At 54.4% G+C, this 21344-nt stretch carries 20 protein-coding genes; all 20 read right to left on the minus strand.

Annotated features, from left to right (window positions below):
• Window positions 1-35 precede the first annotated feature (35 nt).
• Window positions 36-2300: a DNA topoisomerase IV subunit A gene (gene parC / locus IE105_RS06755; protein WP_189496736.1), complete on the minus strand. Its 2265-nt coding sequence runs from the start codon at window positions 2298-2300 to the stop codon at window positions 36-38.
• 89 nt (window positions 2301-2389) lie between these two features.
• The gene (gene recO, locus IE105_RS06760; protein ID WP_189496738.1) at window positions 2390-3121 is read right to left on the minus strand and encodes a DNA repair protein RecO; all 732 of its coding nucleotides are present in this window, start codon (window positions 3119-3121) and stop codon (window positions 2390-2392) included.
• Window positions 3121-4101 carry a GTPase Era gene (gene era, locus IE105_RS06765; protein WP_189496740.1) on the minus strand — a complete coding sequence of 327 codons (981 nt, stop codon included), beginning with the start codon at window positions 4099-4101 and terminating at the stop codon, window positions 3121-3123. The genes recO and era overlap by 1 nt, the downstream gene beginning before the upstream one ends.
• Entirely contained in the window at window positions 4092-4790 is a 699-nt protein-coding gene (rnc, locus tag IE105_RS06770) for a ribonuclease III (protein ID WP_233354023.1), read from the minus strand. Before rnc ends, era begins: the two co-directional genes overlap by 10 nt.
• The gene (gene lepB, locus IE105_RS06775) at window positions 4787-5578 is read right to left on the minus strand and encodes a signal peptidase I (RefSeq protein WP_189496742.1); all 792 of its coding nucleotides are present in this window, start codon (window positions 5576-5578) and stop codon (window positions 4787-4789) included. Before lepB ends, rnc begins: the two co-directional genes overlap by 4 nt.
• Window positions 5579-5587: 9 nt before the next feature.
• A complete protein-coding gene (gene acpS, locus IE105_RS06780) occupies window positions 5588-5989 on the minus strand; it encodes a holo-ACP synthase (protein ID WP_189496744.1) in 402 nt (133 codons plus the stop codon).
• A complete protein-coding gene (locus tag IE105_RS06785; protein WP_189496746.1) occupies window positions 5986-6747 on the minus strand; it encodes a pyridoxine 5'-phosphate synthase in 762 nt (253 codons plus the stop codon). Before IE105_RS06785 ends, acpS begins: the two co-directional genes overlap by 4 nt.
• Window positions 6747-7331, minus strand: a complete 585-nt coding sequence (pyrE, locus tag IE105_RS06790) for an orotate phosphoribosyltransferase (RefSeq protein WP_189496867.1) — start codon at window positions 7329-7331, stop codon at window positions 6747-6749. The genes IE105_RS06785 and pyrE overlap by 1 nt, the downstream gene beginning before the upstream one ends.
• Before the next feature lie 16 nt (window positions 7332-7347).
• Window positions 7348-9621 carry a RelA/SpoT family protein gene (locus tag IE105_RS06795; protein WP_189496749.1) on the minus strand — a complete coding sequence of 758 codons (2274 nt, stop codon included), beginning with the start codon at window positions 9619-9621 and terminating at the stop codon, window positions 7348-7350.
• An 81-nt stretch (window positions 9622-9702) separates the two neighbouring features.
• Window positions 9703-10077 carry a DNA-directed RNA polymerase subunit omega gene (gene rpoZ, locus IE105_RS06800; protein WP_189496750.1) on the minus strand — a complete coding sequence of 125 codons (375 nt, stop codon included), beginning with the start codon at window positions 10075-10077 and terminating at the stop codon, window positions 9703-9705.
• An 83-nt stretch (window positions 10078-10160) separates the two neighbouring features.
• Window positions 10161-12536, minus strand: coding sequence for a PAS domain-containing sensor histidine kinase (locus tag IE105_RS06805; protein WP_189496752.1), 2376 nt, complete (start codon window positions 12534-12536; stop codon window positions 10161-10163).
• Window positions 12537-12718: 182 nt separating this feature from the next.
• Window positions 12719-14059 (minus strand): phosphoglucosamine mutase, encoded by a 1341-nt coding sequence (glmM, locus tag IE105_RS06810; RefSeq protein ID WP_189496754.1) that lies wholly within the window; start codon window positions 14057-14059, stop codon window positions 12719-12721.
• Window position 14060: 1 nt separating this feature from the next.
• The gene (locus IE105_RS06815) at window positions 14061-15113 is read right to left on the minus strand and encodes a mannose-1-phosphate guanylyltransferase (protein WP_189496756.1); all 1053 of its coding nucleotides are present in this window, start codon (window positions 15111-15113) and stop codon (window positions 14061-14063) included.
• Window positions 15114-15122: 9 nt separating this feature from the next.
• Complete coding sequence (locus tag IE105_RS06820; RefSeq protein ID WP_189496758.1) at window positions 15123-15548, minus strand: energy transducer TonB; 426 nt, start codon at window positions 15546-15548, stop codon at window positions 15123-15125.
• Window positions 15545-15868: an HPr family phosphocarrier protein gene (locus IE105_RS06825; protein WP_233354025.1), complete on the minus strand. Its 324-nt coding sequence runs from the start codon at window positions 15866-15868 to the stop codon at window positions 15545-15547. The genes IE105_RS06820 and IE105_RS06825 overlap by 4 nt, the downstream gene beginning before the upstream one ends.
• A complete protein-coding gene (locus IE105_RS06830) occupies window positions 15868-16272 on the minus strand; it encodes a PTS sugar transporter subunit IIA (protein WP_189496871.1) in 405 nt (134 codons plus the stop codon). The genes IE105_RS06825 and IE105_RS06830 overlap by 1 nt, the downstream gene beginning before the upstream one ends.
• Before the next feature lie 115 nt (window positions 16273-16387).
• On the minus strand, window positions 16388-18067 hold the full coding sequence (locus IE105_RS06835; protein ID WP_189496760.1) for an ATP-binding protein: 1680 nt from the start codon (window positions 18065-18067) through the stop codon (window positions 16388-16390).
• A 10-nt stretch (window positions 18068-18077) separates the two neighbouring features.
• The gene (locus IE105_RS06840) at window positions 18078-18782 is read right to left on the minus strand and encodes a response regulator transcription factor (protein WP_189496762.1); all 705 of its coding nucleotides are present in this window, start codon (window positions 18780-18782) and stop codon (window positions 18078-18080) included.
• Between the two features lie 363 nt (window positions 18783-19145).
• Window positions 19146-19487, minus strand: coding sequence for a hypothetical protein (locus tag IE105_RS06845; protein ID WP_189496764.1), 342 nt, complete (start codon window positions 19485-19487; stop codon window positions 19146-19148).
• 472 nt (window positions 19488-19959) lie between these two features.
• Window positions 19960-21324: a glutamate--cysteine ligase gene (locus IE105_RS06850; RefSeq protein ID WP_189496766.1), complete on the minus strand. Its 1365-nt coding sequence runs from the start codon at window positions 21322-21324 to the stop codon at window positions 19960-19962.
• Window positions 21325-21344: the final 20 nt, after the last annotated feature.

The raw sequence follows: 21344 nt of genomic DNA on the forward strand, positions 1-21344 counted from the left end.
TGTTTAATGAAACTATAGTCATTCAACGATTGGCATTAAAGCCGCTTATCCGGGGCAAACAGTCCCTTCCGCGAGAACCCTCGCGGCGCCATCCGGCCCGCTTGGGCGCGCGACCCGACATGGTTCGGCCAATCTGGAACCTCTTGGCGGCGTCCAGCGCTGTCGATGAAGGAAAGCCCCTCTTCCGCCGTGAAAGTCGTCACATCAATCATTCCGCCATCCTTGTAGCGTTGTAGACGGACGCCCTTGCCGCGCGAGAGTTCGGACACTTCGTCGAGCGGGAATACCAACAGCTTCCGGTTATCACCTATAATCGCGACACGATCGCCTTTGGCTTCAATGACGCGAATGGCTTCGGCATCACCTTTGACATTGAGGATTTGTTTGCCGCCGCGCGTTGAGGCAATGATGTCGCTCTCATTGACGCGGAAGCCATAGCCTTCGCTCGACGCGACGAGCAGGGTGCGCTCAGGATTATGTACAAACAAGCCAACCGGAATATGGTCGTTTTCCAGATCAACCATCAGGCGGATCGGCTCTCCGTTTCCGCGCCCGCCGGGTAGTTTATCCCCGCCCAGCGTGTAGAATTTTCCGTTTGAGGCGAACAGGATAATCTTATCCGTGGTTTCAGCCGGGATAAGGAAGGCCAGCTTGTCGCCCTCCTTAAACTTCAACGTCGAGAGATCATCGACATGGCCTTTGAGCGCACGAATCCAGCCTTTTTCTGACAGGATAACCGTGATTTTTTCTTTCTCGATAAAGGCCGTGGACAGATCGATATCCAAATCAGGGGCCACTTCGAATGTCGTCCGGCGTCGTCCGTTTTCAGTTTTCGGCCCATAGAGGTCTCGCAGAGATCTGATTTGCCCTGAAATCGTCTCCCACTGTTTCTCATCCGAAGCGACTAAGCCGTCCAGCTTCGCCTGCTCTTCGCGCAGCGCTTCACTCTCAGATTTGATCTCGATCTCTTGCAACTTGTTCAAGGCCCGCAAGCGCATATTCAGGATGGCATCGGCCTGACGTTCAGTCAGGTTAAAGGCCGCGATAAGCTCCTCTTTCGGCTTATCTTCGTAGCGAACGATCCGGATGACCTCATCCAGATTGAGGAAGGCAATCAGATAGCCTTCAAGCACTTCCAAACGGTCCGCAATTTTACTGAGCCGTTGTTCCGTCCGGCGTAGGAGCACAACGCGGCGATGATCGAGCCAGCTTTGAATGACTTCGCGCAAATCCATCACGCGCGGAACACCCTGCGCATCGAGCACATTCATATTGAGCGAGACCCGGCTTTCCAGCTCGCTCATTTTGAACAGGCTTTCCATCAAGACTTTGGGGTCAATGTTCTTACTGCGCGGTTCCAGCACGATGCGAATATCTTCGGCACTCTCATCACGGATGTCGGCAAGACCAGACGCCTTCTTGCTTTCAATGACGTCAGCTAGCTTTTCGATCAGGCGGGATTTCTGTACCTGATAGGGGATTTCTGTGACCACGATCTGATATTGGCCGCGACCCAAATCCTCAACCGACCACCGCGCGCGAACGCGGAAACCGCCTCTGCCCGTTTTATACGCTTCCAAGATCGATTCGGGTGACTCCACCATAATCCCGCCTGTCGGCAGATCCGGCCCGAGAATATGACTGACAAGCGTTTCGACACGCGCATTCGGCGTTTTGATTAAGTGCAAAGCCGCGTTACAAATCTCCGCGACATTATGCGGAGGGATACTCGTGGCCATACCAACGGCGATCCCCTGCGCGCCATTGGCAAGCAAGTTCGGAAAACCCGCAGGGAGAACGATCGGTTCTTCATCTTCTTCATTATAGGTCGCTTTGAAATCGACCGCGTCCTCGTCCAGCCCTTCGAGCAACAGCATGCCAGCAGCCGTCATCTTGGCTTCAGTGTACCGCATCGCGGCGGGGCTATCGCCGTCGATATTTCCGAAATTGCCCTGCCCTTCGACAAGTGGGTAACGCGTGGCGAATTCTTGCGAGAGCTTGACCAGGGCATCATAAATCGACTGATCACCGTGCGGGTGGAACTGCCCCATCACATCGCCAACGATCCGTGCGGATTTTTTATACGCGCCTTCTGGGTTAAGCTTAAGCTGACGCATGGCGTAGAGAATACGGCGGTGAACCGGTTTCATTCCGTCGCGCACATCGGGAAGCGCCCGCTGCGTGATCGTCGACAGCGCGTACGCCATGTAACGGCCCGACAGGGCGCGGTCGATGTGTTCTTCAATCACCGGCTTGGGCGGGAGCGGAGGCGGAGTCTTAGGTGTGCGTGTCTTGGCCATACCAAACCTCTACCTGATTCAGACTTGAAACCTAGCGGAACAAAGCAAGAAAATCATAGCAACGCAGCTATGTTTAAGCCGATTACAAACTAAACGGCCAACCCGTCCGCTACCAACCGCTCGACCATCACGCGCCGCGCCTCGGGCAGCGTCCGATTTCGCTCCCACTGCACGCGGGTTTCCAAGAAATGACCCGTGAGGCGTAAACCGTCGGCAATATCTTGCGGTGTTGCGATAGGCTGACCGCGCAAGAAGGGCGGCAGGCGAAAGAGTTTATCGAGATAGGGCTCAGCGGCTTCGGCACAGACAGCCCGACCAGAGCGCGGCGAGACATGCGTGAGGTTGTCTGTCGTTTCTGTCGCCGCACATCGCGACAAATCAAGACCGTACCCGAGGCCTTCGAGCAGCATGGTTTCCCAGCGCACATAAAGCGCTGGCCAGATATCCGGGTCGTCCAGCCGTTCGAGGACGATTTTAGTCACATCATACAGACCGGGAAGCGGCTGTTTCTCTGGCAGCATTTCTCGCAACAGCGAGGCGAGACTATTGAGCGCGGAAAGGCTTAGCCGATCCTCCATAAAGGTCCCGGCCAGCGCGTCGACAAGTTCGACCGTGTAATAACCGAGATGTTCCTCAAGCCGTCCGCGCCACTCGACTTCGACTATGTTGCCCGGCTGTAAAATCGGGCGCATCCGCCGCCCAACCCCGCCCCGGACTAACGCATTATGGCGGCCATGCTCACGGGTGAACGTTTCCATGATCGCGGAGGTTTCGCCATGCTTGCGCGCTTGAAGCACAATGGCTTCAGAAACAAAATCCACTAAACGTCGAACTCCAAACCGGATTCTGTGTAGCGCGCGCGGTCATCCATCCAGTTTTCACGCACTTTCACAAAGAGAAAAAGGTGGACTTTTCGACCCAGCCACTCTTGCATCTCTTTCCGGGCCGACGCGCCGATATCTTTAATCGCGGCGCCGCCTTTGCCAAGCACGATGGCTTTTTGCGTCCCACGACGGACATAAATGATCTGATCAATCTTAACGGACCCGTCCTTACGCTCGGACCATTTTTCGGTTTCGACCATAGAGGCGTATGGCAGCTCGTCATGCAAACGCAGAAACAGTTTTTCGCGCGTAATCTCGGCCGCCATCAAACGAACCGGAATGTCTGCGGCCTGATCAACAGGGTATAAGAGCGGGCCTTCTGGCATCGCGTCCGCCAGATAGGCCGCCAGTTCAGGGACGCCTTCGCCCTTCGTCGCAGAGACCACGAAAATCTTGGCATAATCGCCATGCTCATCGAAGTGAGCCATCATCGGAAGCATTTCTTCTTTTGGAACCGTGTCCATTTTATTCAGGACGAGTGCGGCCTTGCGCTCGCGCTTCGCGAGACCCGCCATGACCATTTCAGTATCTTCTGATCCCAAACGGTCTTGCGCATCGCCTTCGCCGATTTTGTGGCGGTACCATGCGCCTGCATCAACGACGTGGACGATGGCGTTGGAATCATCGGCACCGCTCCAGGCCGCATGAACCATCGACTTAGAGAGACGGTCTTGTTTGCGTGGCGCAAAAATACCGGGAGTGTCGACAAGTACGACTTGGGAGAGAACTTTGTCCGTCGTTTCCAACATCGCGATCGCACGAATTTGGAACCGTGTTGTCTGAACTTTGTGCGTGACGATTGAGACCTTCTCCCCCACCAAACGATTGGTTAGGGTCGATTTCCCCGCATTGGGAGCGCCAACAATGGCCGCGAAGCCGCTGCGTATAACAGCGTCTGTTTTTGGTGTTATTTCCATATATTGATAAGCGACTGAGCGGCGAGACGTTCCGCATCGCGCTTGCTTTTCCCTGTTCCGGTGGCTGTCCCAATCCCTGTGACGGACACGTCGATAACGAAGACCGGATCATGATCGGGGCCTGATCGGTCTGTAACTTCATACTGCGGCAATCCACGCCCATGCGCCATAGCCATTTCCTGCAGCGTTGTTTTTGGGTCCTTGGCGGATTTGGAAACAACTATTTTTAGCTCCGGAATCCAGTGTGTGTCGTAGAACGACTGCACCGTCTCCATGCCGCCATCCAGATAGATCGCCGCGATCAGCGCTTCGCAGGCATCTCCTAGAATAGACGTCTTTTCACGACCGCCTTGTTTTTCCTCGGACGCTGACATCAGCAAACAATCGCCGAGACCAATTTTCCGCGCGACTTTCGCGCACATTTCTTTGCGAACGAGCGCATTAAGCCGACGCGCTAATGTGCCTTCTGGCTCGCTCGAATAATCAAACAGGGCCCGCGCGGTCATTAAGCCGAGAACCCGATCCCCGAGGAATTCAAGCCGCTCATTATTGCCGCTGGAATCCAATCCGTCACCATAAGAACTATGTCGCAATGCCCGCATCGCCAGCATCCGGTCTTCAAACCGATAGCCGAGCCGCGTCTCAAGCTTCTCGACGCGCTTATAGCGTTGCGCCTCGAGCGAGCTCACTCAATGCCCTTAAAGAAACGATCACCCCGGAAATTCGCCCACGTCCACGGTTTGAAAATCACGAAATCCTCATCGACAGATGCGAGCACAAATTCTGCGCGGCCAATGATGTTCTCTGCGGGCACATACCCTGCGCCCTGCTGTGTCACGGGAACGCGGCTATCGCCTGAAAAGTCGCGATTATCGCCCATCATGAAATAGTGGCCCGCGGGAACAGTGAAGACGGATGTATTGTCAGCCCGGTTATTCTTGATGCCGTCATAAATAAGATGCGGTTCAGCTTCGCCCGGCAAAGTTTCGTCGTAAAGTTCAGCATTATAACGACCCAAGACCCGGCCGGCATTTCGGTGCGTGTAAGTTTCCGTCCGGACGAGAGTCATCTCAACAGGCACGTCATTGATGTGAAGAACACCCTCGATCATCTGAATACGTTCGCCGGGCAGACCCACCAAACGTTTGATATAATTTTGACGGATGCCATCCGGACGAAAGACAATCACGTCGCCGCGTTCTGGACCGCGGGCCAAAAACCGGCCTTTGACGTCAGGAAATGGCAGAGGGAGCGCGGCATAACGGCCATACCCGACTGAGTATTTTGAGGTGATGACATAATCCCCCTCCATCAATCCCGGATACATCGACCCGGTCGGGATGGTGAAGGGTTGAAAGATAAAGGTTCGCAGGATGAGCGCGATCCCCAGCGCCCATGCAACCGTCGAGAGGAGCTCTCCGATACCGCCTTCGGGCTTCTCAGCCGTGGCTTTCTGTTTGGCTGTCTTTTTAAACATGCGCAGCGCCTAGCAGCCGGGCCGCGCTTCGACTACCGCAAAGGCCACAGCAAAATCGACTTCGTCAGAAAGGCTGACGCGGATATGTGCTGTGTGATCTTCGGGCAGCATCGCCCGCAAACGCTCTGCCGCGTCGCCGTGAAGCAAGACCCCAGGCCGTCCAGATTGGTCATTGTAAATTTCAACATCATGCCAAGATAACGCGCCCGTTTGCTCAGACGCCAGAGCTTTCGCCACGGCTTCCTTGGCTGCAAAACGCTTTGATAGACAGGGCACAGGGTCCATTCGCGCGAGGCATTTTTCCCGTTCGGCGGCAGTCAACACTTTCGCCGCAAAACGGTCCGTGTGGCGATCATAAATCTTTCGAATGCGGCGAATGTCGCAAATATCTGTGCCTATTCCCAAAATCATGACGCGCGCGCGTCTCGGATTAGGGTCGCCATGCGTTCAATCGCGGGCTGTAAGCCCAGAAACACGGCTTCGCCAATGATGAAATGCCCGATATTGAGCTCTTTCGCCTCATTGATACGCGCAATAGGTGCGACATTATCGAACGTCAGGCCATGTCCATAATGGACTTCTAAGCCTGCCGCATGGGCCAGACGCCCGCCCTCACGCAACTGCTCCAAAATCGCATCCGCTTTGGTTTGATCGCCATCATCAAGCGCATGCGCATACGCGCCAGTGTGAAATTCAACCACGTTAGCGCGGGTCGAGGCGGCCGCTTCGATCTGGTGGGGGTTAGCTTCGATAAAGAGAGAGACGCAGCAGCCGGCGTCAGCCAGCTGCGCGATGATCGGGACGAGTCGGTTATGTTGCCCCGCCACATCCAATCCGCCCTCGGTCGTACGCTCCTCGCGCCGCTCAGGGACAATGCAGGCCGCGTGAGGTTTCAAGCGCATTGCGACCGAGACCATTTCGTCCGTCGCCGCCAATTCCATATTCAGCGGAATATTCTCGTCTTCACAGAGCACGGCTAAGCGCTCCATGTCCGCATCTGTGATGTGACGTCGGTCCTCACGCAAATGGGCCGTGATTCCGTCCGCGCCCGCCGCTATCGCAACTTTCGCCGCCTCAACGGGATCTGGGTGGGTTCCGCCGCGCGCATTACGCAGGGTGGCGACGTGATCAATATTAACGCCGAGTCGGATAAAACCGCTTTGTGGCATTAAGCCAGACCTCGGCTACCCGGCTTGATCGCGACAGTCCCCGCGAGTTCTGGCGGTAGATCATTGGGATCGTAGTCAGGGAACCGTTTTGAGGCGAGACTGATGAGCGGCACGCCAATATCCGCGTCTCCGCCCGATCGATCAAAGATACAGCAGCCCGCAATGACGTTTCCGCCCGCTTTCGTAATGGCGGCAATCGTTTCACGCGATGACAGGCCGGTCGTGACGATATCTTCGACCATCAGCACGGTTTGGCCTTCCTGTAAGGTAAAGCCCCGCCGCAGTGTAAACTCTCCGCCTTCACGCTCCATAAACATGGAGTTCAGACCCAGCTGACGCGCCATTTCATATCCGGGAATCACGCCGCCCATGGCGGGCGCAATGATCACATCGGGCAGCGTTCCTAACTGCTCACGAACTTTATCGGCTAAGGCCGCACAGACCTTGGCGGTCAGGATTGGGTTTTGAAAAATCAGTGCTTTTTGCATAAACAAGGCGCTGCGCCGTCCAGATGACAGGATGAAGTGACCTTCCAACAAAGCCCCGGCTTCGCGAAAAATATCTAGCACATCCGCTGTCGTCATTTTGCTTTGTGTCATCTTACTTTTCGTCACTTTGCTTTGCGTCTGAGACATTGCTTTCGCCTTTTTCAATCTGTGACCGCGTTCGATCAGCGGCGACGACATAGGTCGACGTGCGCATCGCGGCAATAATCGCCAGAAGGTGCCTGTTGTCGCGGACCTCCAGATCTAACAGCATGTCAAAGAATGCCGGGCTGCGTTGCAGCGTCTTGATGTTGATAAGGTTGCCGAAATTCTCACCAATGATGCGTGTGACGTCCGCCAGAGCCCCGGGGACATGTTGAACGGTCGTTGTGACACGGGCTGTCGAGGCAGCCTTCTCGGCGGCGCGACGCCACCCAAGGTCGATCCAATCCTGAGGATCGGATTCGTGTTTCGCCAGCTCTTCACAATCAATTGTGTGGATATCGATCCCACCTTGGCGCGATTGCAGCCCTATGATCCGGTCGCCGGGTATCGGTGAGCAACAGGATTCTAGATGTAAGCTTACACCGGGCCGCAACTCTTCGCCTTTGACATAAAGCCGCGCGCTCCTGTCACTTATCAAGTCACGGTTGGCCATTTCTTCGTCGGCATCGCGGTCTTTTAGCGCCGGAAAAACGGTGATGATGAAGTCGTTCATGGAAAGATCGCCACGACCAAGAATTTCATAAACTTCTTCGACGTCGGTCAGCCCCATACGTTTCACAACATCGCCCAGAGATTTCTCCGCAAACGGTTGGTTTTCACGTTGAAAGGCATGCTCGGCCAGCATCGCCCCAATACGCCGGAATTCTTCAGCTTCTCCTTCGCGCGTCAAGCGGCGGAGGGCCGACCGCGCTTTACCCGTTACGACCATATTCTCCCAGCCCTCTTGCGGTTCGGGCGTCCCGCCCCGCACGATCTTGACAACATCGCCGTTGCGCAGCTGGGTTCTTAACGGAACACGGCTACTATTCACGACAGCGCCGATACAGGTGTCGCCAACTTTCGTGTGGACCGCATAAGCAAAATCGAGTGGCGTCGCGCCGCGCGGCAAGGAAATCAGATCACCTTTCGGTGTAAACGCGAAAACCTGATCCGCGAACATTTCCATTTTTGCGTTTACAAGGAATTCGGCGGCATCGCCGGACTGTTCCATCATCTCAACAAGGGGTCGAATTCGGCGCACCGGATCGCCGCCAGACGCCTTGGCTCGTTCCGGGTCATAGGCGTAGGATTGGTCTTTATACGTCCAATGCGCGGCCACGCCCCGTTCGGCCACATCTTCCATACGTTCCGTGCGGATTTGGATTTCAACGCGGCGATTATCGGGGGTACGAATGGTGGTGTGCAGCGATTGATAACCGTTGGGCTTGGGCACGCTGATAAAGTCACGAAACCGTGCCGGAACCGCCCGATAGTTGCGATGCAAGATACCTAAGACACGATAACAATCTTCCTCTGTTTCGGTCAAAATCCTGAAAGCATACAGATCAGCCACGTCTTCAAAACTAATATTTTGCCGCTGTAATTTTCGCCAAATCGCGAAGGGACGTTTTTCCCGTCCGTAAATGCGGACCGATAAATTATACTTGTCAAACAGGTCTCTTAGAGCCGTCGAAACATCACTAATCGCTTCGCCTTGATTTTCGCGCCAATCATCGAGCCGCCGCATAATGCCTTCATAGGCCCCCTCATTAATGTGCTTGAACGAGAGATCTTCAAGTTCTGAACATATTCTGTCCACCCCGATTCGACGGGCCAGAGGCGCATAGATTTCCAAAGTCTCTTTCGCGATCCTTTCGCGGGACGATTGTCGCGGATGATATTCCAACGTGCGCATATTGTGTAATCGGTCGCACAATTTCACCAACAGAACGCGGACATCCTTGCTCATTGCGAGAACGAATTTCTGGAAATTCTCCGCCTGAGCACTCTCTTTGGTGGCAGACGGACTCAATTCCAATTGCGACAGCTTCGTCACACCATCAACAAGTTCCGCGATCTCAGGCGTAAACTCTTTGGCCAATTCCTCACGCGTCACATCCGTATCTTCGAGAACATCGTGAAGCAGTGCCGTGCAGATCGAAGCTACATCAAGATGGAGATTTGCCAAAATACCGGCGACTTCGATCGGGTGGGCGAAATAAGGATCGCCCGAATGGCGCTTCTGTTCACCATGCGCTTTGATGGTGAAAATATAGGCCTTATTGATCAGTCCTTCATTCGCCGAAGGGTCATACGCCTTTACCCGCTCGACCAGTTCAAACTGGCGCAGATAGCTGGGCTTTCCGCTTTCGGGGGCGGGCAGGATCGGCGTGTGATCGTTCACAGACCTGATATAGAGAGGCACATACGCAAAAGCCACCGGGGAAAACCGGTGGCTTGCAAATCGATAGAGATCATCGGGACGCTAAAAGCGGGTCGAACTATCATTATCGCGGTCACCTTGCAGCGCGCGAAGAAGGTCTGCCTCGGACATTTCTTTCGGCTGTGTGTCACCTTGTTCAATCGCCAGAACCGGCGCATCATCCTTGGCATCGTCCGGCATATCATCATCCGTGATGACGCGCTGCAGGTTGGAGATCAGGCTTTCGCGCAGATCATCCAAGACCAAATTGCCTTCTGCAAGTTCACGCAGAGAGACAACCGGTGTCTTATCGTTATCACGATCAACGGTCAGGCTCGCGCCAGCCGAAATATTGCGGGAACGGTGCGAGGCGAGCAGGACGAGGTCGAACCGGTTTGGTATCTTTTCGACGCAATCTTCAACGGTAACGCGGGCCATAGGGGACTCGTAAATGAAGGAAAATCAGTGGCCGCACTTACGCAAGCCCTTATAAAAAAGCAAGTCGCGTAAACAGAAGAGTGTTAGTTCTCGACGACAGCGAAAAGTTCAGGGTTCGCACCCTCTGGATCGGCTTCGCGCGGCAGATAGACGGACACATGTGTCCCCTGCCCCTCGATGCTATCCAGTTCAACCCAACCGCCGTGACGCTCGATAATACGTTGGACGAGAGTCAAACCGAGTCCGACCCCTCCGCGTGAGCTTTCAAAGCTTTCGAACACCGCGGCCTGACGGTCGAGCGGAATGCCAACACCCGTATCCCGCACCCAGAGACGCACGCCATCCGCCGCCGAGCGTTCTGCGCCAAGCTCAATTAATCCGCCCGGTTTGGTGAAGCGCAAAGCATTGGCCAGCAGATTATAAACCACCTGTTTGAGCCGCGTTTCATCAGCGCGAACCAAGCCAATCTCAGGATCGCAGACCAAATCAAGCGTGACGCGGGTATCGTCCGCTTTGGTCGCGACATAATCAAGTGAATGGTCGAGCAGCGCGAAGATATCGACATCACCCAATTCAAGATCAAGCTTATCGGCGTCAATCGCCGCAATATCGAGGATATCGTCAATAGCTTTAGCCAAGTCCTCGGAGGCACTTTGAATGGCGAAGACATATTCGCTTTGTTTGTCAGATAACTCACCCGCCCCGCCATTCTGTAAGAAATCAGAATAGCCCGCGATTGTCGTCAGAGGTGTTCGTAACTGGTAGGAAACATGGCCGACAAATTCGCTTTTCATCCGGTCGGCTTCTTCCAACGCTTCAGCCCGTTCGCGTAAGGCGCGTTCGGTGCGGCGTGACGCGGTAATATCGTCCCACGCGATTAAGGTCGCACCGTCCGGTAAGGGCCGTGACAACCAATGCATCACACGCTTGTCGGAACAGGTGATTTCGTCTTCTTTTTGTCGCCGCACATCCGGATTCGGATCGGTCGCTCTGGCTTTGAGTTCGTTCCAGAAAGTCAGATCATGATAGAGGGGCAGACACATATCGATGATGTCGGAAAAGCGCGGATTCCCCTTCAAGTCTTCTTCGGCAAGATTCCAGAGGGTGGCGAACGCGGAATTGTGCAAACGCAGCCGTCCGTCTGTCCCAAAGACAGCAATGCCCTCGGTCAGTTTGTCGAGTGTCGCACGCTGAACATTGATCAGTGTGCCGAGTTTGCTTTTTAGCGTCATCTTGTCGGTAATATCTGAGAACAAGATACTAATGCCGCCTTCGGCGTCCCGCATGCGGACAACCCGGTATAGATTACCATTAGGCAGGCCCCAAGTTTCTTCCGGAACTTCGCTCGGCCAATCCGTATAGAGCGCCAATTCCTTGGCTTTCCACTGTCTGTAATCGGATTGATGCGGAAGCTGCTCTGTCTCCCGCAATCGATCCAACAGCGCCGCATGGTTCGGCCCGCTGTGAAGCCAGGACGCATCGAGCTTGAACAAATTCATAAAAGCTGGGTTGAAGCTTCGCAGCAGTTTATCTGGCGAGAACGAAATCACCGCTTCACCCGTCTTACCCAACCACGCTTCATGGGCGGCTAAGTGTCGATCCAACATCCGCTTAAGGGTCTCGGCTTCAGACGAATCCATCGCAATACCGGCGACGCCGCCGCTGACGGGAAACAAGTCAATTCGCATCGCCATGCGTTGACCGCTCCCTGTGATAATGGGGCGAACGGACCGCGTCGGGTTACCCGTTTCCAAGACGCTCATCGCCTCAGATTGGGCCATAGCGTCAAGATGGAGCTGTCTCTCGACAACATCCTCTAGGTTCTTGCCTCCGACAGCCCGAATATAGACCGGATTCGCCCAATTAATTTTACGGGTGCTGGAGAGCCGCCAGACTGGATGCGGAGATCGGCTCATCATTTCGACAAAGGCTACAGGTTGGACTTCTGCCGTCAGGCGCGTAATTTCAAAACGCGAAATAGCCTCGCGTTCATCTTCTCCACGAATTGAGGCGTCTTGTAGCCAAAGAACAATTTGCTGTCCGGCCACACGGCCATCCGCTTCGATGATTTTTCCGCCCGGTAAAATAATGGATGTCGAGAATGCCTCGCCACTTTTACGCAGAGCCACCAAAAGCGTTCGCAATGTCGGCGGGCGGGTTTGATCAGAGACCGTATCGAGATCGGCGAGTCCCGAGAGGATTCGCATCGCGAGATCTTTAACACGGCCGGGTTCTGAGAACCGCATCATCGAGGCCAGCGCCGCAGGACTGCCAAACACACGCGGCAAACCGAATTCAGCCTCCGCGCCTAAAATAATTCCACCGTCATCCCAAACCAAAACAAGACCCGGGTAGGCCCCGAAAACGGCGTCATAATTGCCAACCTGCGCGTCCAAATTTAACGCGCGGCTCTTCCACCGCATTTCCGCGCGTCCCATGCGTCGGAGTAACGCAAGCATGACACAGCCCATGAGGACAGCGAGCAGCACCGCTATGGCAGTTATCGAAAACTGAGTATCAATCATCAAGGCAGGCACGGTCTGAGAAAATCATCTCCAAAATTGGGCGCAAATGCCAAAACTATCTCGCCCCAGCGTGTGGGATAGACATCAAAGTCCAAAGAGGAAAGTCCGAACCGTGACTATTGCGCAGCCTGTTCAATTAAGGCGCAGAGTTCTTCGACCGTTTCCGATACGAGCTGCGTGTCTTCGCCTTCCACCATAACCCGGATGAGTGGCTCTGTTCCGGACGCGCGGACCAACACGCGACCGCTCTGGCCTAATCTCTTATCCGCGTCGCGGATCGCCCGCTGAACAGACTCGCGCAGCAGAGGCGACATTCCGGAAAAGCGGACATTCTTCAGAATTTGCGGAAAGGGTTGAAAAACACGGAGGTAATCCGCGCTGGTTTGACCTGAAGCGAGCAAGCCTGCCAGAATCATCAACGCAGCTAGGCTGCCGTCGCCCGTCGCGCCATAATCAGTCATCAATAAATGTCCTGACGGTTCCCCGCCAAGATTAGCCTCAAGGGCGATCATCTGCGCCGCCACGTGACGATCCCCCACGGCTGTGCGCACCAGCGTCAGACCTTTAGCCTCAAGATAGCGCTCCAGACCAAGGTTCGACATGACCGTCGACACAACCTTATCGCCGTGCAATCGATTTTCCGCCTGCCAATCGGTGGCTAAACGCGCAATCAGTTGATCGCCATCGACGACATCGCCGTGACTATCGACCATGATCAACCGATCGGCGTCGCCGTCTAAAGCGACACCAATATCGGCGTCATTATCACGGACAGCTTTGGCGAGCGTCTCAGGATGGGTCGAGCCACAGTCTGCGTTGATATTCTTTCCATTGGGCGCAATCCCGATCAGGATCGGATCAGCCCCGAGCGCGCGTAGAGCCGTTGGAAATGTCTCAAACGCGGCGCCATTGGCACAATCAACAACAATTTTAAGATCTGAGAGACTAGATTGCCCTGTCGAGCGAAACGCCGCTAGCAGCGCTTCGATATAGACGCCCGCCTTCTCCAGCTCCGTATGCTCAACACCTGCGCGCTCGGCCGCATCAAGACCGTGCGACATGACAGTCTCGATCAAAGTTTCGATGGCATCTTGCGCCGTATCAGAAATTTTACGCCCGTCGTGTCCAAACAGTTTAACACCATTATCGTAATAGGGATTATGCGATGCGGTGATCATTAAGCCGAAGTCCGTGCGCAGATGCGGGACCATTGATGCGGTCGCTGGGGTTGGCAAAAAACCCACTGACGTCACGTTGACCCCCTGTGCAATGAGCCCCCGTGTTAAGGCGCGTTTGACCCAACCGCCGGATTCGCGCGTATCGCGTCCGATCACAGCCGTCGCGCCCGCCCCGAAATGCGCCCCAATCGCCTGAGCGAGCTTTTCGAGCGAGGATTCGGATAGTTTTCCGTCACCCGCGCGACCCCGAATGCCGTCGGTTCCGAAATACTGCGGCATCTTAAAGCTTATCCGTTCGATTCTCGGCTTTAAGCTGGGTCACGATCTTTTTGACGTCCTGCGACGCGTCGAGATTAACGACGAGAACACGGCCGTCACGGACGATAACACCGACATTCTCAACCCCGACCAGCGCGACCAGCGGGCCATCTGTATCAATCAAACTGTTCGGGCTCGCATGGGCGTAGCCGTCACCCTTGATGACTGGCGCGTCGCCGTCAGCATGCAATTCGTAATAGGCGGAGAAGCTACCGACATCTTTCCATCCCAGATCGCACGGCAACACAGCGCCCTTTGAGGTCCGCTCCATCAATGCAATATCGACGGGTTCAGGTTTACAACGCGCAAATGCGACCGGATCAAGCGCGATAACTTTCCCGTCGCGTTCAGCGTCCTGATATGATTTGCGCGCAGGGTCAGAACATTCACTGGCCAAACTCAGCATTTCTTCGATCACCAAAGACGGATTGAGCAAGAAAATCCCACTGTTCCAATGATAGTTTCCGCTGGCCAGATAGTCGCGCGCCGTCGCTTCATCGGGTTTTTCCTGAAAGCTCGCAATTTCATACAATCCATTGGATAGCGGTGCGCCCTGCTGAATATACCCAAATCCGGTGGCGGCATGATCCGGCATGATACCAAAGGTCACATGATGTCCCGCCGCGGCAATCGGCGCTGCCGCTCGTAAAGCGTCTAGAAACGCCTCTGGACGGTCGATCACATGATCAGCCGGCGCAAGCAGCACCAGTGTATCCGGTCCGAGAGAGAGCCCATGCAATGCCGCAATCATAGCACAGGGGCCCGTGTTACGGCCTTCCGGCTCAATAATAATGGCACCATAATTGTCGATTTGATCCTTAATCAGATCAACATGTGACGCATTACAGATAAAAACGGGCGGAAGAAATTCTTCACCTGTTGTTCGCGCGGCTGTGTCTTGGATCATCGTTCGGTCGCCCGACAAGGCCAAAAATTGCTTAGCCGCCGATTGTCGGGACAAAGGCCAAAGGCGACTTCCAGCGCCGCCGCTTAGGATAACAGGTAGAATCTTCATGACCCGCCCTTAGCCGCCCAAACTCACCTCGCCTAGTCGATAGCGAATGAGAACGCGACAATCTGACAATCCGCCATTGGCTGGTGGTTGAAACCGCCATGCGCGCGCCGCTTTTTCTGAAGATTTTTCAAACAAACCAACAGGAAGCGCGCGTTGGGCCTCGGCTTCTACAACCGATCCATCAGCCCCAACATCAAGCCGGAGGATAACCCACCCTTGTCGACCTGTCCGAAAAGCGCGGTTGGGGTATTCTGGCATATCCAGTGAAATCGCCGCCAGCGCTTCGCCGCCGATACAATCATCCGGCCCAGCATAGCCTTTAACGTAAGGGTCCGGCGGGTATTGGCTCTGTGGCATAAAAGTTTGCGTCGATCCGCAACCGCTCAGCATGGCCGAAACCGATACAGCGGCGACAGTAAGGGCAACGGCTTTCATTCGCTTTCGCCGAACCGATCATCGACCAAATCAGTCAACGCGGCAATAACACTGTCTGCCTGATCCCCTTGCGCGGTCAACGTAATTGATTCGCCACAGGCGGCACCGAGCAGTAGCAATTCCATCACGCTATCGGCTTCGACGGTTTCGGCGCAAACGTCATTATGACTGCGGACCCAAACCCGGGCATTAAACTGACCGACGAGTTCCATAATTTTATTGGAGGCGCGCGCGTGAAGACCGCGTTTGTTTTGCAGCGTTAGGGTCGCCGTGGCAGAGGGCGCGCCATTGGCGTCCGGAATGCCGCAGCCAAGGTCCACTACCCCTCGCCCGCGAGAATACGCGACGCGATTGCAATATAGCGTTGGCCGGCATCTTTTGCCTTTAGCGCCGCCTCTGAAAGCGTACCGCTACGGCGGGCTTCAGCTAATTTGATCAACATGGGTAAGTTTACGCCGGCCAGCACTTCAACCTTGTCTTCGCGCAACATCGAAATTGCGAGATTGGAGGGTGTGCCTCCGAACATATCGGTCAAAAGTATGACCCCGCTGCCGCATTCGACGGCGTCGACGGCTTTGCGAATATCATCGCGCCGTTGTTCAATGTCATCATCCGGACCGATACACACGGTCAGGAATGCGTCCTGCGGACCGACGACATGTTCTGTCGCCCGCTTCAACTCGATGGCGAGTTCGCCGTGAGTGACAATCACCAGTCCAATCATGAGGCCGTCCGTTTTTCCATCCACTTGGTAAAACCCCATTTGCACGCCGGGTAAAGCGGTTTTTCAGCTTAGACTGTGCTTCGCACTTTTAACGCCGCCTCAGGCGGGCTGACCCTTAGTCTCGATTGCGGCGTGATGCCGCAGGCGCTCCGCCGGATGTTTGCCTTGGAACTTCGACATAAAATTGGGCGCCGCCAACGTCCCCGGCCTTATCCAGCCAGTTCTCCGCCCAAATCCGGCCCTTGTGCGCGGTGACGATCTGCCGGCAAATGGCGAGCCCTAATCCGGAGTGCGATCCGAATTTCGCGCCTTGGGGCCGCTGCGTATAAAACCGATCAAAGACTGTGTCTAAATTACCCGGAGGAATGCCTGGGCCATAATCTTTGATGGTGAGCGTGACCCAATCATCGTCGGAGCGCGCTGTGATTTCGACCACCCCCTCATCCGCCGAGAACGTCAGCGCATTATCGATCAGGTTGCGCAACACTTGTGCGAACGGCGTTTCAAACGCGCGAATGAATACGGGTTCGGCTAAATCTGTCAGGTCAACAACATCGGCTCCCGGTCCAGACTTTGTTTGTTCATAGAACATGGTGATATTTGCGACGATTTCTGCGACATCCAAAGTCTGAGCTGTTTCCTTCGCGAGGTTGGCATCAACCTTAGACGCATTGCTAATATCTGTGATCAATCGGTTCATCCGCGCCACATCCTGCGAGATAATGTCGATCAGCTTATCCCGGTCTTCATCCGACCTTGCGACCCGGAGCGTCTCGGAGGCCGACCGAAGAGAGGTCAACGGGTTCTTGATTTCGTGCGCCACATCAGCCGCAAAATTAGCAATGTCGTCAACGCGGCTATATAAGCCGCGTGTCATGTCGCGCAGCACAACGGACAAGTCGCCAATTTCGTCCCGTCGATGTGACAGGTCCGGTATGGTCTCAAAATCCTGCGGGTTTCGGGCCACGCGTTCGGCCGCACGCGCTAATTTACGCATCGGCAGGGTAATGAATAAAATTAAGGCAAAGGAAGACAGCAAGGCGGCAATCAATGCCAAGCCGATAATCGGGGCTAACGCGCGGCGTTCCGCATTGACGATACCGCTGACATCACTGCTCTCGACGGTGACAGTGCCGAGCACTTGCTGGACTCGATATACAGGCTGAGTCGCCATTACGATGAGCGTGTCATCTATATCATACCGCGCACCACTCACTGGCTCTCCGGTCAAGGCGGTGCGAATATCCGCTTTGAGATCGCGACGAAGACGGTCGCGATGCGCCTGACGCCACGGCAGTTTTTGCGTTGCGCTCAGAACCCGCGCGCCCAATGTCTCGCTGATGTTACCTTTAGGTAGCTCTGCGACCGTTTCTTCCGTTCGAATCGGATCGAGCGTGCCGACAACAATCCGGTCATCAAGTTGAGCTGTATCCGCAACAACGTGTCCCGCGCGGTCATGCAAACGCACGCGCCATCCCTCGGGCACGTTAATGCCGCGGAGCACCTGTTTCGCTTTATCTATATCAAGCTCGGACGCTTGGCCTGACCCTGTGGCACGATCGCCCATAACCGTCGTTATGGTCGCTGCGAGGGAATTCAGATTATCAACCTTACCATCAATCAGTCCCTCTTCGAACCGATTCATCGCGAGCGATCCGATAACAAGTATGCTCAGCCCAATGAGATTGGCGGCTAAAATCAATTGGGTCAGGCGTGAGGACAGCAGAAAGCGCCGGGGGACAAACCGCCGACGCTTATCCCGTCCACGCCGCACGCGGGCGGGTTTATCCGACATAGGGGCCGTGTCAGCTTTCTTTATATTTATATCCGACTCCATAGAGGGTCTCGATACCGTCGAACGCCTTGTCCGTCTTGCGAAACTTTTTTCGCAGGCGTTTGATGTGACTGTCGATGGTCCGATCATCGACATAAATCTGGTCATCATAGGCCGCGTCCATCAGCTGATCGCGGGATTTAACGTAACCCGGTCGTTTGGCGAGCGCTTCTAGGATGAGGAATTCTGTCACGGTCAAACGCACCGTATCCCCATTCCAAGAGCACGCATGGCGATTGGGATCGAGCAAGAGTTGCCCGCGTCGGATGACATTTTCGTCGCCTTCTTCTGGCACAGGATTGGCTGTCGAGGTCAGTTGTGCCCGACGCAGGATCGCTTTGATACGCTCGCCCAGCAGCCGCTGGCTGAACGGCTTGGTGATGTAATCATCCGCGCCCATCGAAAAGCCGATAGCTTCATCCAATTCGTCGCCTTTTGACGTCAAGAAGATAACCGGAAGGTTCGATGTTTGGCGCAGGCGACGGAGCAGTTCGATCCCGTCCATGCGCGGCATCTTCACATCAAAGACGGCGAGATCAGGCGGACTAACCTTCAATACCTCTAACGCGCTAACGCCATCATGAAACTTTCGGACGTCATAGCCCTCGGCTTCCAAATACATGGATACAGACGTTAGGATGTTCTCGTCATCATCGACGAGGAAAATAGTCGCCACGGACCGCCCTCCAACCTTACGGGATGTGTAGGTATGATCTCTAACTAGGCTCATCGTCTGCATGTGTAAAACCCTCAGCGGTTTAAGTGTGTGTCTGCATTGAGACACCTCTAAGTCTGAGGTTTGGCGAGAGTGAGGCGTACGTCTGCCTTGTTTTTGCAACAATGTGGCGCAATTGCGGCGACCGTTTATTTGCGGTCGAGATGATACCCCGATGCGGTCGCGCCGTTGATCGCGCAAAAATCAGTTAAAGGCCTCAACGTGACAGAGGGTCAGTTTGGGCCAAAGTCCAAACGAAAACACCCTCGCGAATAGCGAGGGTGTAGATAAGCGCCCGAAAAAATCGGACCAATTTTTGGCGATTTATTCGCCGGCGGTCAGTGTCTCTTCAGCTTGAACAGCCTTGGCCATCTTCGGCTTAACGCTTTTGCCCCATTTAATTTCAACTGTGTCATCACGGCTGACTTTACATTTTACCGTGTCAGTTTCGCCGTCTGCATTGATGCGGAAGCTAAGTGTTTGAGCACGGGAGTTGCCTTTGACTTTTTTAAAGTCGAGCGATGTTTCAGATACAGTCGTGGCCATACGTGTTTCAATCTCAGTTTTGCATGTTAAGATGTTGTCAGAGGTCATGTTGCTGGCAAAAGCAGCTTGCGGAAGAAGGATAAGAGCGGCTGTGCCAATAAGGGCGGATGCGATTTTCATGTGATGTCTCCAAGACGTCTTTAAAAGTGCGTGGACGGTCAAACGTCCGAGCATTGAAAGGTGCGACGGGGGGAGTGTCGCAAACCAACATATAGGACGAATTCGCGCCAAAGTGTGACGTATGAGCTCATGCAAAAATGTATGTGGTGATGTTTTACTCTACGTTCATGTATGTTTCCTCTCTCGCACACAGGAACAAAAATCATAAATATATCTATATTTTTCAATAGGTAGAGTGGATTTCAGCTAATTTGAGTTAGCCTTGCGACGAGAAATTTTCCGTCCGGCATTGCTGGGGCGTCAAATATGCAAGGCAGATATCAAAATATGCAGGTCTTGAAAGAGAGCTTTTGCGGCGCGTCGCGACCAAATTTTGTACTTTTTTCGCTGATTTGATGCGTTTGAGCCTACCCCAAGCCCGCCTGCAAAACGGGTGCACCTGATTCTCAAACCGCCGTGCAGACACAACCCGCTAATAAATGCATTCTGTGTAGCACCGCGAAATGTCACCGCCCCATTCGCCATTATAGGCGGCAATCAAAACATCCGCATTCGAGCGACCCGCACGAACCATGGCATCCAGCGCCTGTAAGAACACCGTTTCGTTTTCACCGTGGCCATTCATATATCCGCGCGCGTTCAGCGTCTTTCGGGAGATAGACAATGTATCCGCCGCGATCTCGCGGACCGATCGACCGTGGATTATGGCATCGAACCCTTGTGCGGGGACGTCTTCACGAAGTTTCTGACGGTCAGCCGCTGTCCAATCTTTGACTAACTCCAGACAAGCATCAAGCGCCGCATCATCGTAGAGCAGACCGACCCAATAGGCGGGCAACGCGCAAAGCTCGTCCCACGGCCCGGTATCCGCACCACGCATTTCAAGGAATTGTTTCAAGCGCACTTCCGGGAAAATCGTCGAGAGATGATCTTCGAAATCAGACATCGTCGGAATTTCACCGGGTAGAATATCAAGGTTCCCCGTCATAAAGTCGCGGAAGCTCTTACCGGACGCATCCAGATAAGTGCCGTCCCGATGAACAAAATACATCGGGACATCGAGCGCATAATCGACATATTGCTCAAACCCGAAGCCCGTCTCAAAGACGAAGGGGAGCATTCCCGCGCGGTCATTATCCGTGTCGAGCCACACGGCTGAGCGGTAGGATTTATATCCATTCAGCTTGCCGTCTGTGAATGGCGAGTTGGCAAACAAGGCTGTCGCGATCGGTTGCAAAGCCAAGCTAACACGGAATTTTCTCACCATGTCAGCTTCAGAAGAAAAATCGAGATTAGTCTGAACCGTACAAGTCCGGAACATCATCTCGCGCCCCAACGTGCCGACTTTTTGCATATAGTCGCGCATGATTTTGTAGCGACCCTTGGGCATAATCGGCACATCTTCGAGTCGCGTATCCGGGCGAAAGCCGAGCGAGAGAAATCCTGCGCCCATTTCATCCGCGACGTCCCTCACCTCCCGCAAGTGACGTGTCACTTCCGCGCAAGTTTGGTGTACATGTTCAAGCGGAGCCCCGGATAATTCGAACTGCCCACCCGGCTCGAGGCTGACAGAGGCACCATCGCGTTTCAGCGCAATTAAATGACCCTTTTCTTCGACAGGCTCCCAATCAAAACGTTGCAGCCCTTCGAGCAGCGCGCGAATCGACGTTGGACCATCATAAGGCAACGGCAAATTATCCGCCGTCGCAAAGGCGATCTTCTCATGCTCTGTACCGATACGCCAAGCGTCCTTCGGCTTGCAGCCAAGAGCCAAATGCTCGATCAGCTGCGCCTTTCGTTCAATAGGCTGAGAATTGGGGGAAGATGGACCGCTCACACGAGCCACCTAAGCCGAGA

Origin of the sequence: Algimonas arctica (genome assembly GCF_014652695.1) — a bacterium.
Taxonomy (GTDB): Bacteria; Pseudomonadota; Alphaproteobacteria; order Caulobacterales; family Maricaulaceae; genus Litorimonas; species Litorimonas arctica.

Coding starts and splice junctions, on each gene's coding strand:
- IE105_RS06805 (WP_189496752.1), bottom strand. CDS start 12,536: ATGCTTGCGTTACTCCGACGCATGGGACGCGCGGAAATGCGGTGGAAG.
- pyrE (WP_189496867.1), bottom strand. CDS start 7,331: ATGACGACAGCGGATGTGCTAGATATTTTTCGCGAAGCCGGGGCTTTG.
- IE105_RS06785 (WP_189496746.1), bottom strand. CDS start 6,747: ATGCCACAAAGCGGTTTTATCCGACTCGGCGTTAATATTGATCACGTC.
- IE105_RS06835 (WP_189496760.1), bottom strand. CDS start 18,067: ATGTCGGATAAACCCGCCCGCGTGCGGCGTGGACGGGATAAGCGTCGG.
- IE105_RS06845 (WP_189496764.1), bottom strand. CDS start 19,487: ATGAAAATCGCATCCGCCCTTATTGGCACAGCCGCTCTTATCCTTCTT.
- lepB (WP_189496742.1), bottom strand. CDS start 5,578: ATGTTTAAAAAGACAGCCAAACAGAAAGCCACGGCTGAGAAGCCCGAA.
- IE105_RS06830 (WP_189496871.1), bottom strand. CDS start 16,272: ATGATTGGACTGGTGATTGTCACTCACGGCGAACTCGCCATCGAGTTG.
- acpS (WP_189496744.1), bottom strand. CDS start 5,989: ATGATTTTGGGAATAGGCACAGATATTTGCGACATTCGCCGCATTCGA.
- IE105_RS06815 (WP_189496756.1), bottom strand. CDS start 15,113: ATGAAGATTCTACCTGTTATCCTAAGCGGCGGCGCTGGAAGTCGCCTT.
- rpoZ (WP_189496750.1), bottom strand. CDS start 10,077: ATGGCCCGCGTTACCGTTGAAGATTGCGTCGAAAAGATACCAAACCGG.
- parC (WP_189496736.1), bottom strand. CDS start 2,300: ATGGCCAAGACACGCACACCTAAGACTCCGCCTCCGCTCCCGCCCAAG.
- glmM (WP_189496754.1), bottom strand. CDS start 14,059: ATGCCGCAGTATTTCGGAACCGACGGCATTCGGGGTCGCGCGGGTGAC.
- IE105_RS06820 (WP_189496758.1), bottom strand. CDS start 15,548: ATGAAAGCCGTTGCCCTTACTGTCGCCGCTGTATCGGTTTCGGCCATG.
- era (WP_189496740.1), bottom strand. CDS start 4,101: ATGGAAATAACACCAAAAACAGACGCTGTTATACGCAGCGGCTTCGCG.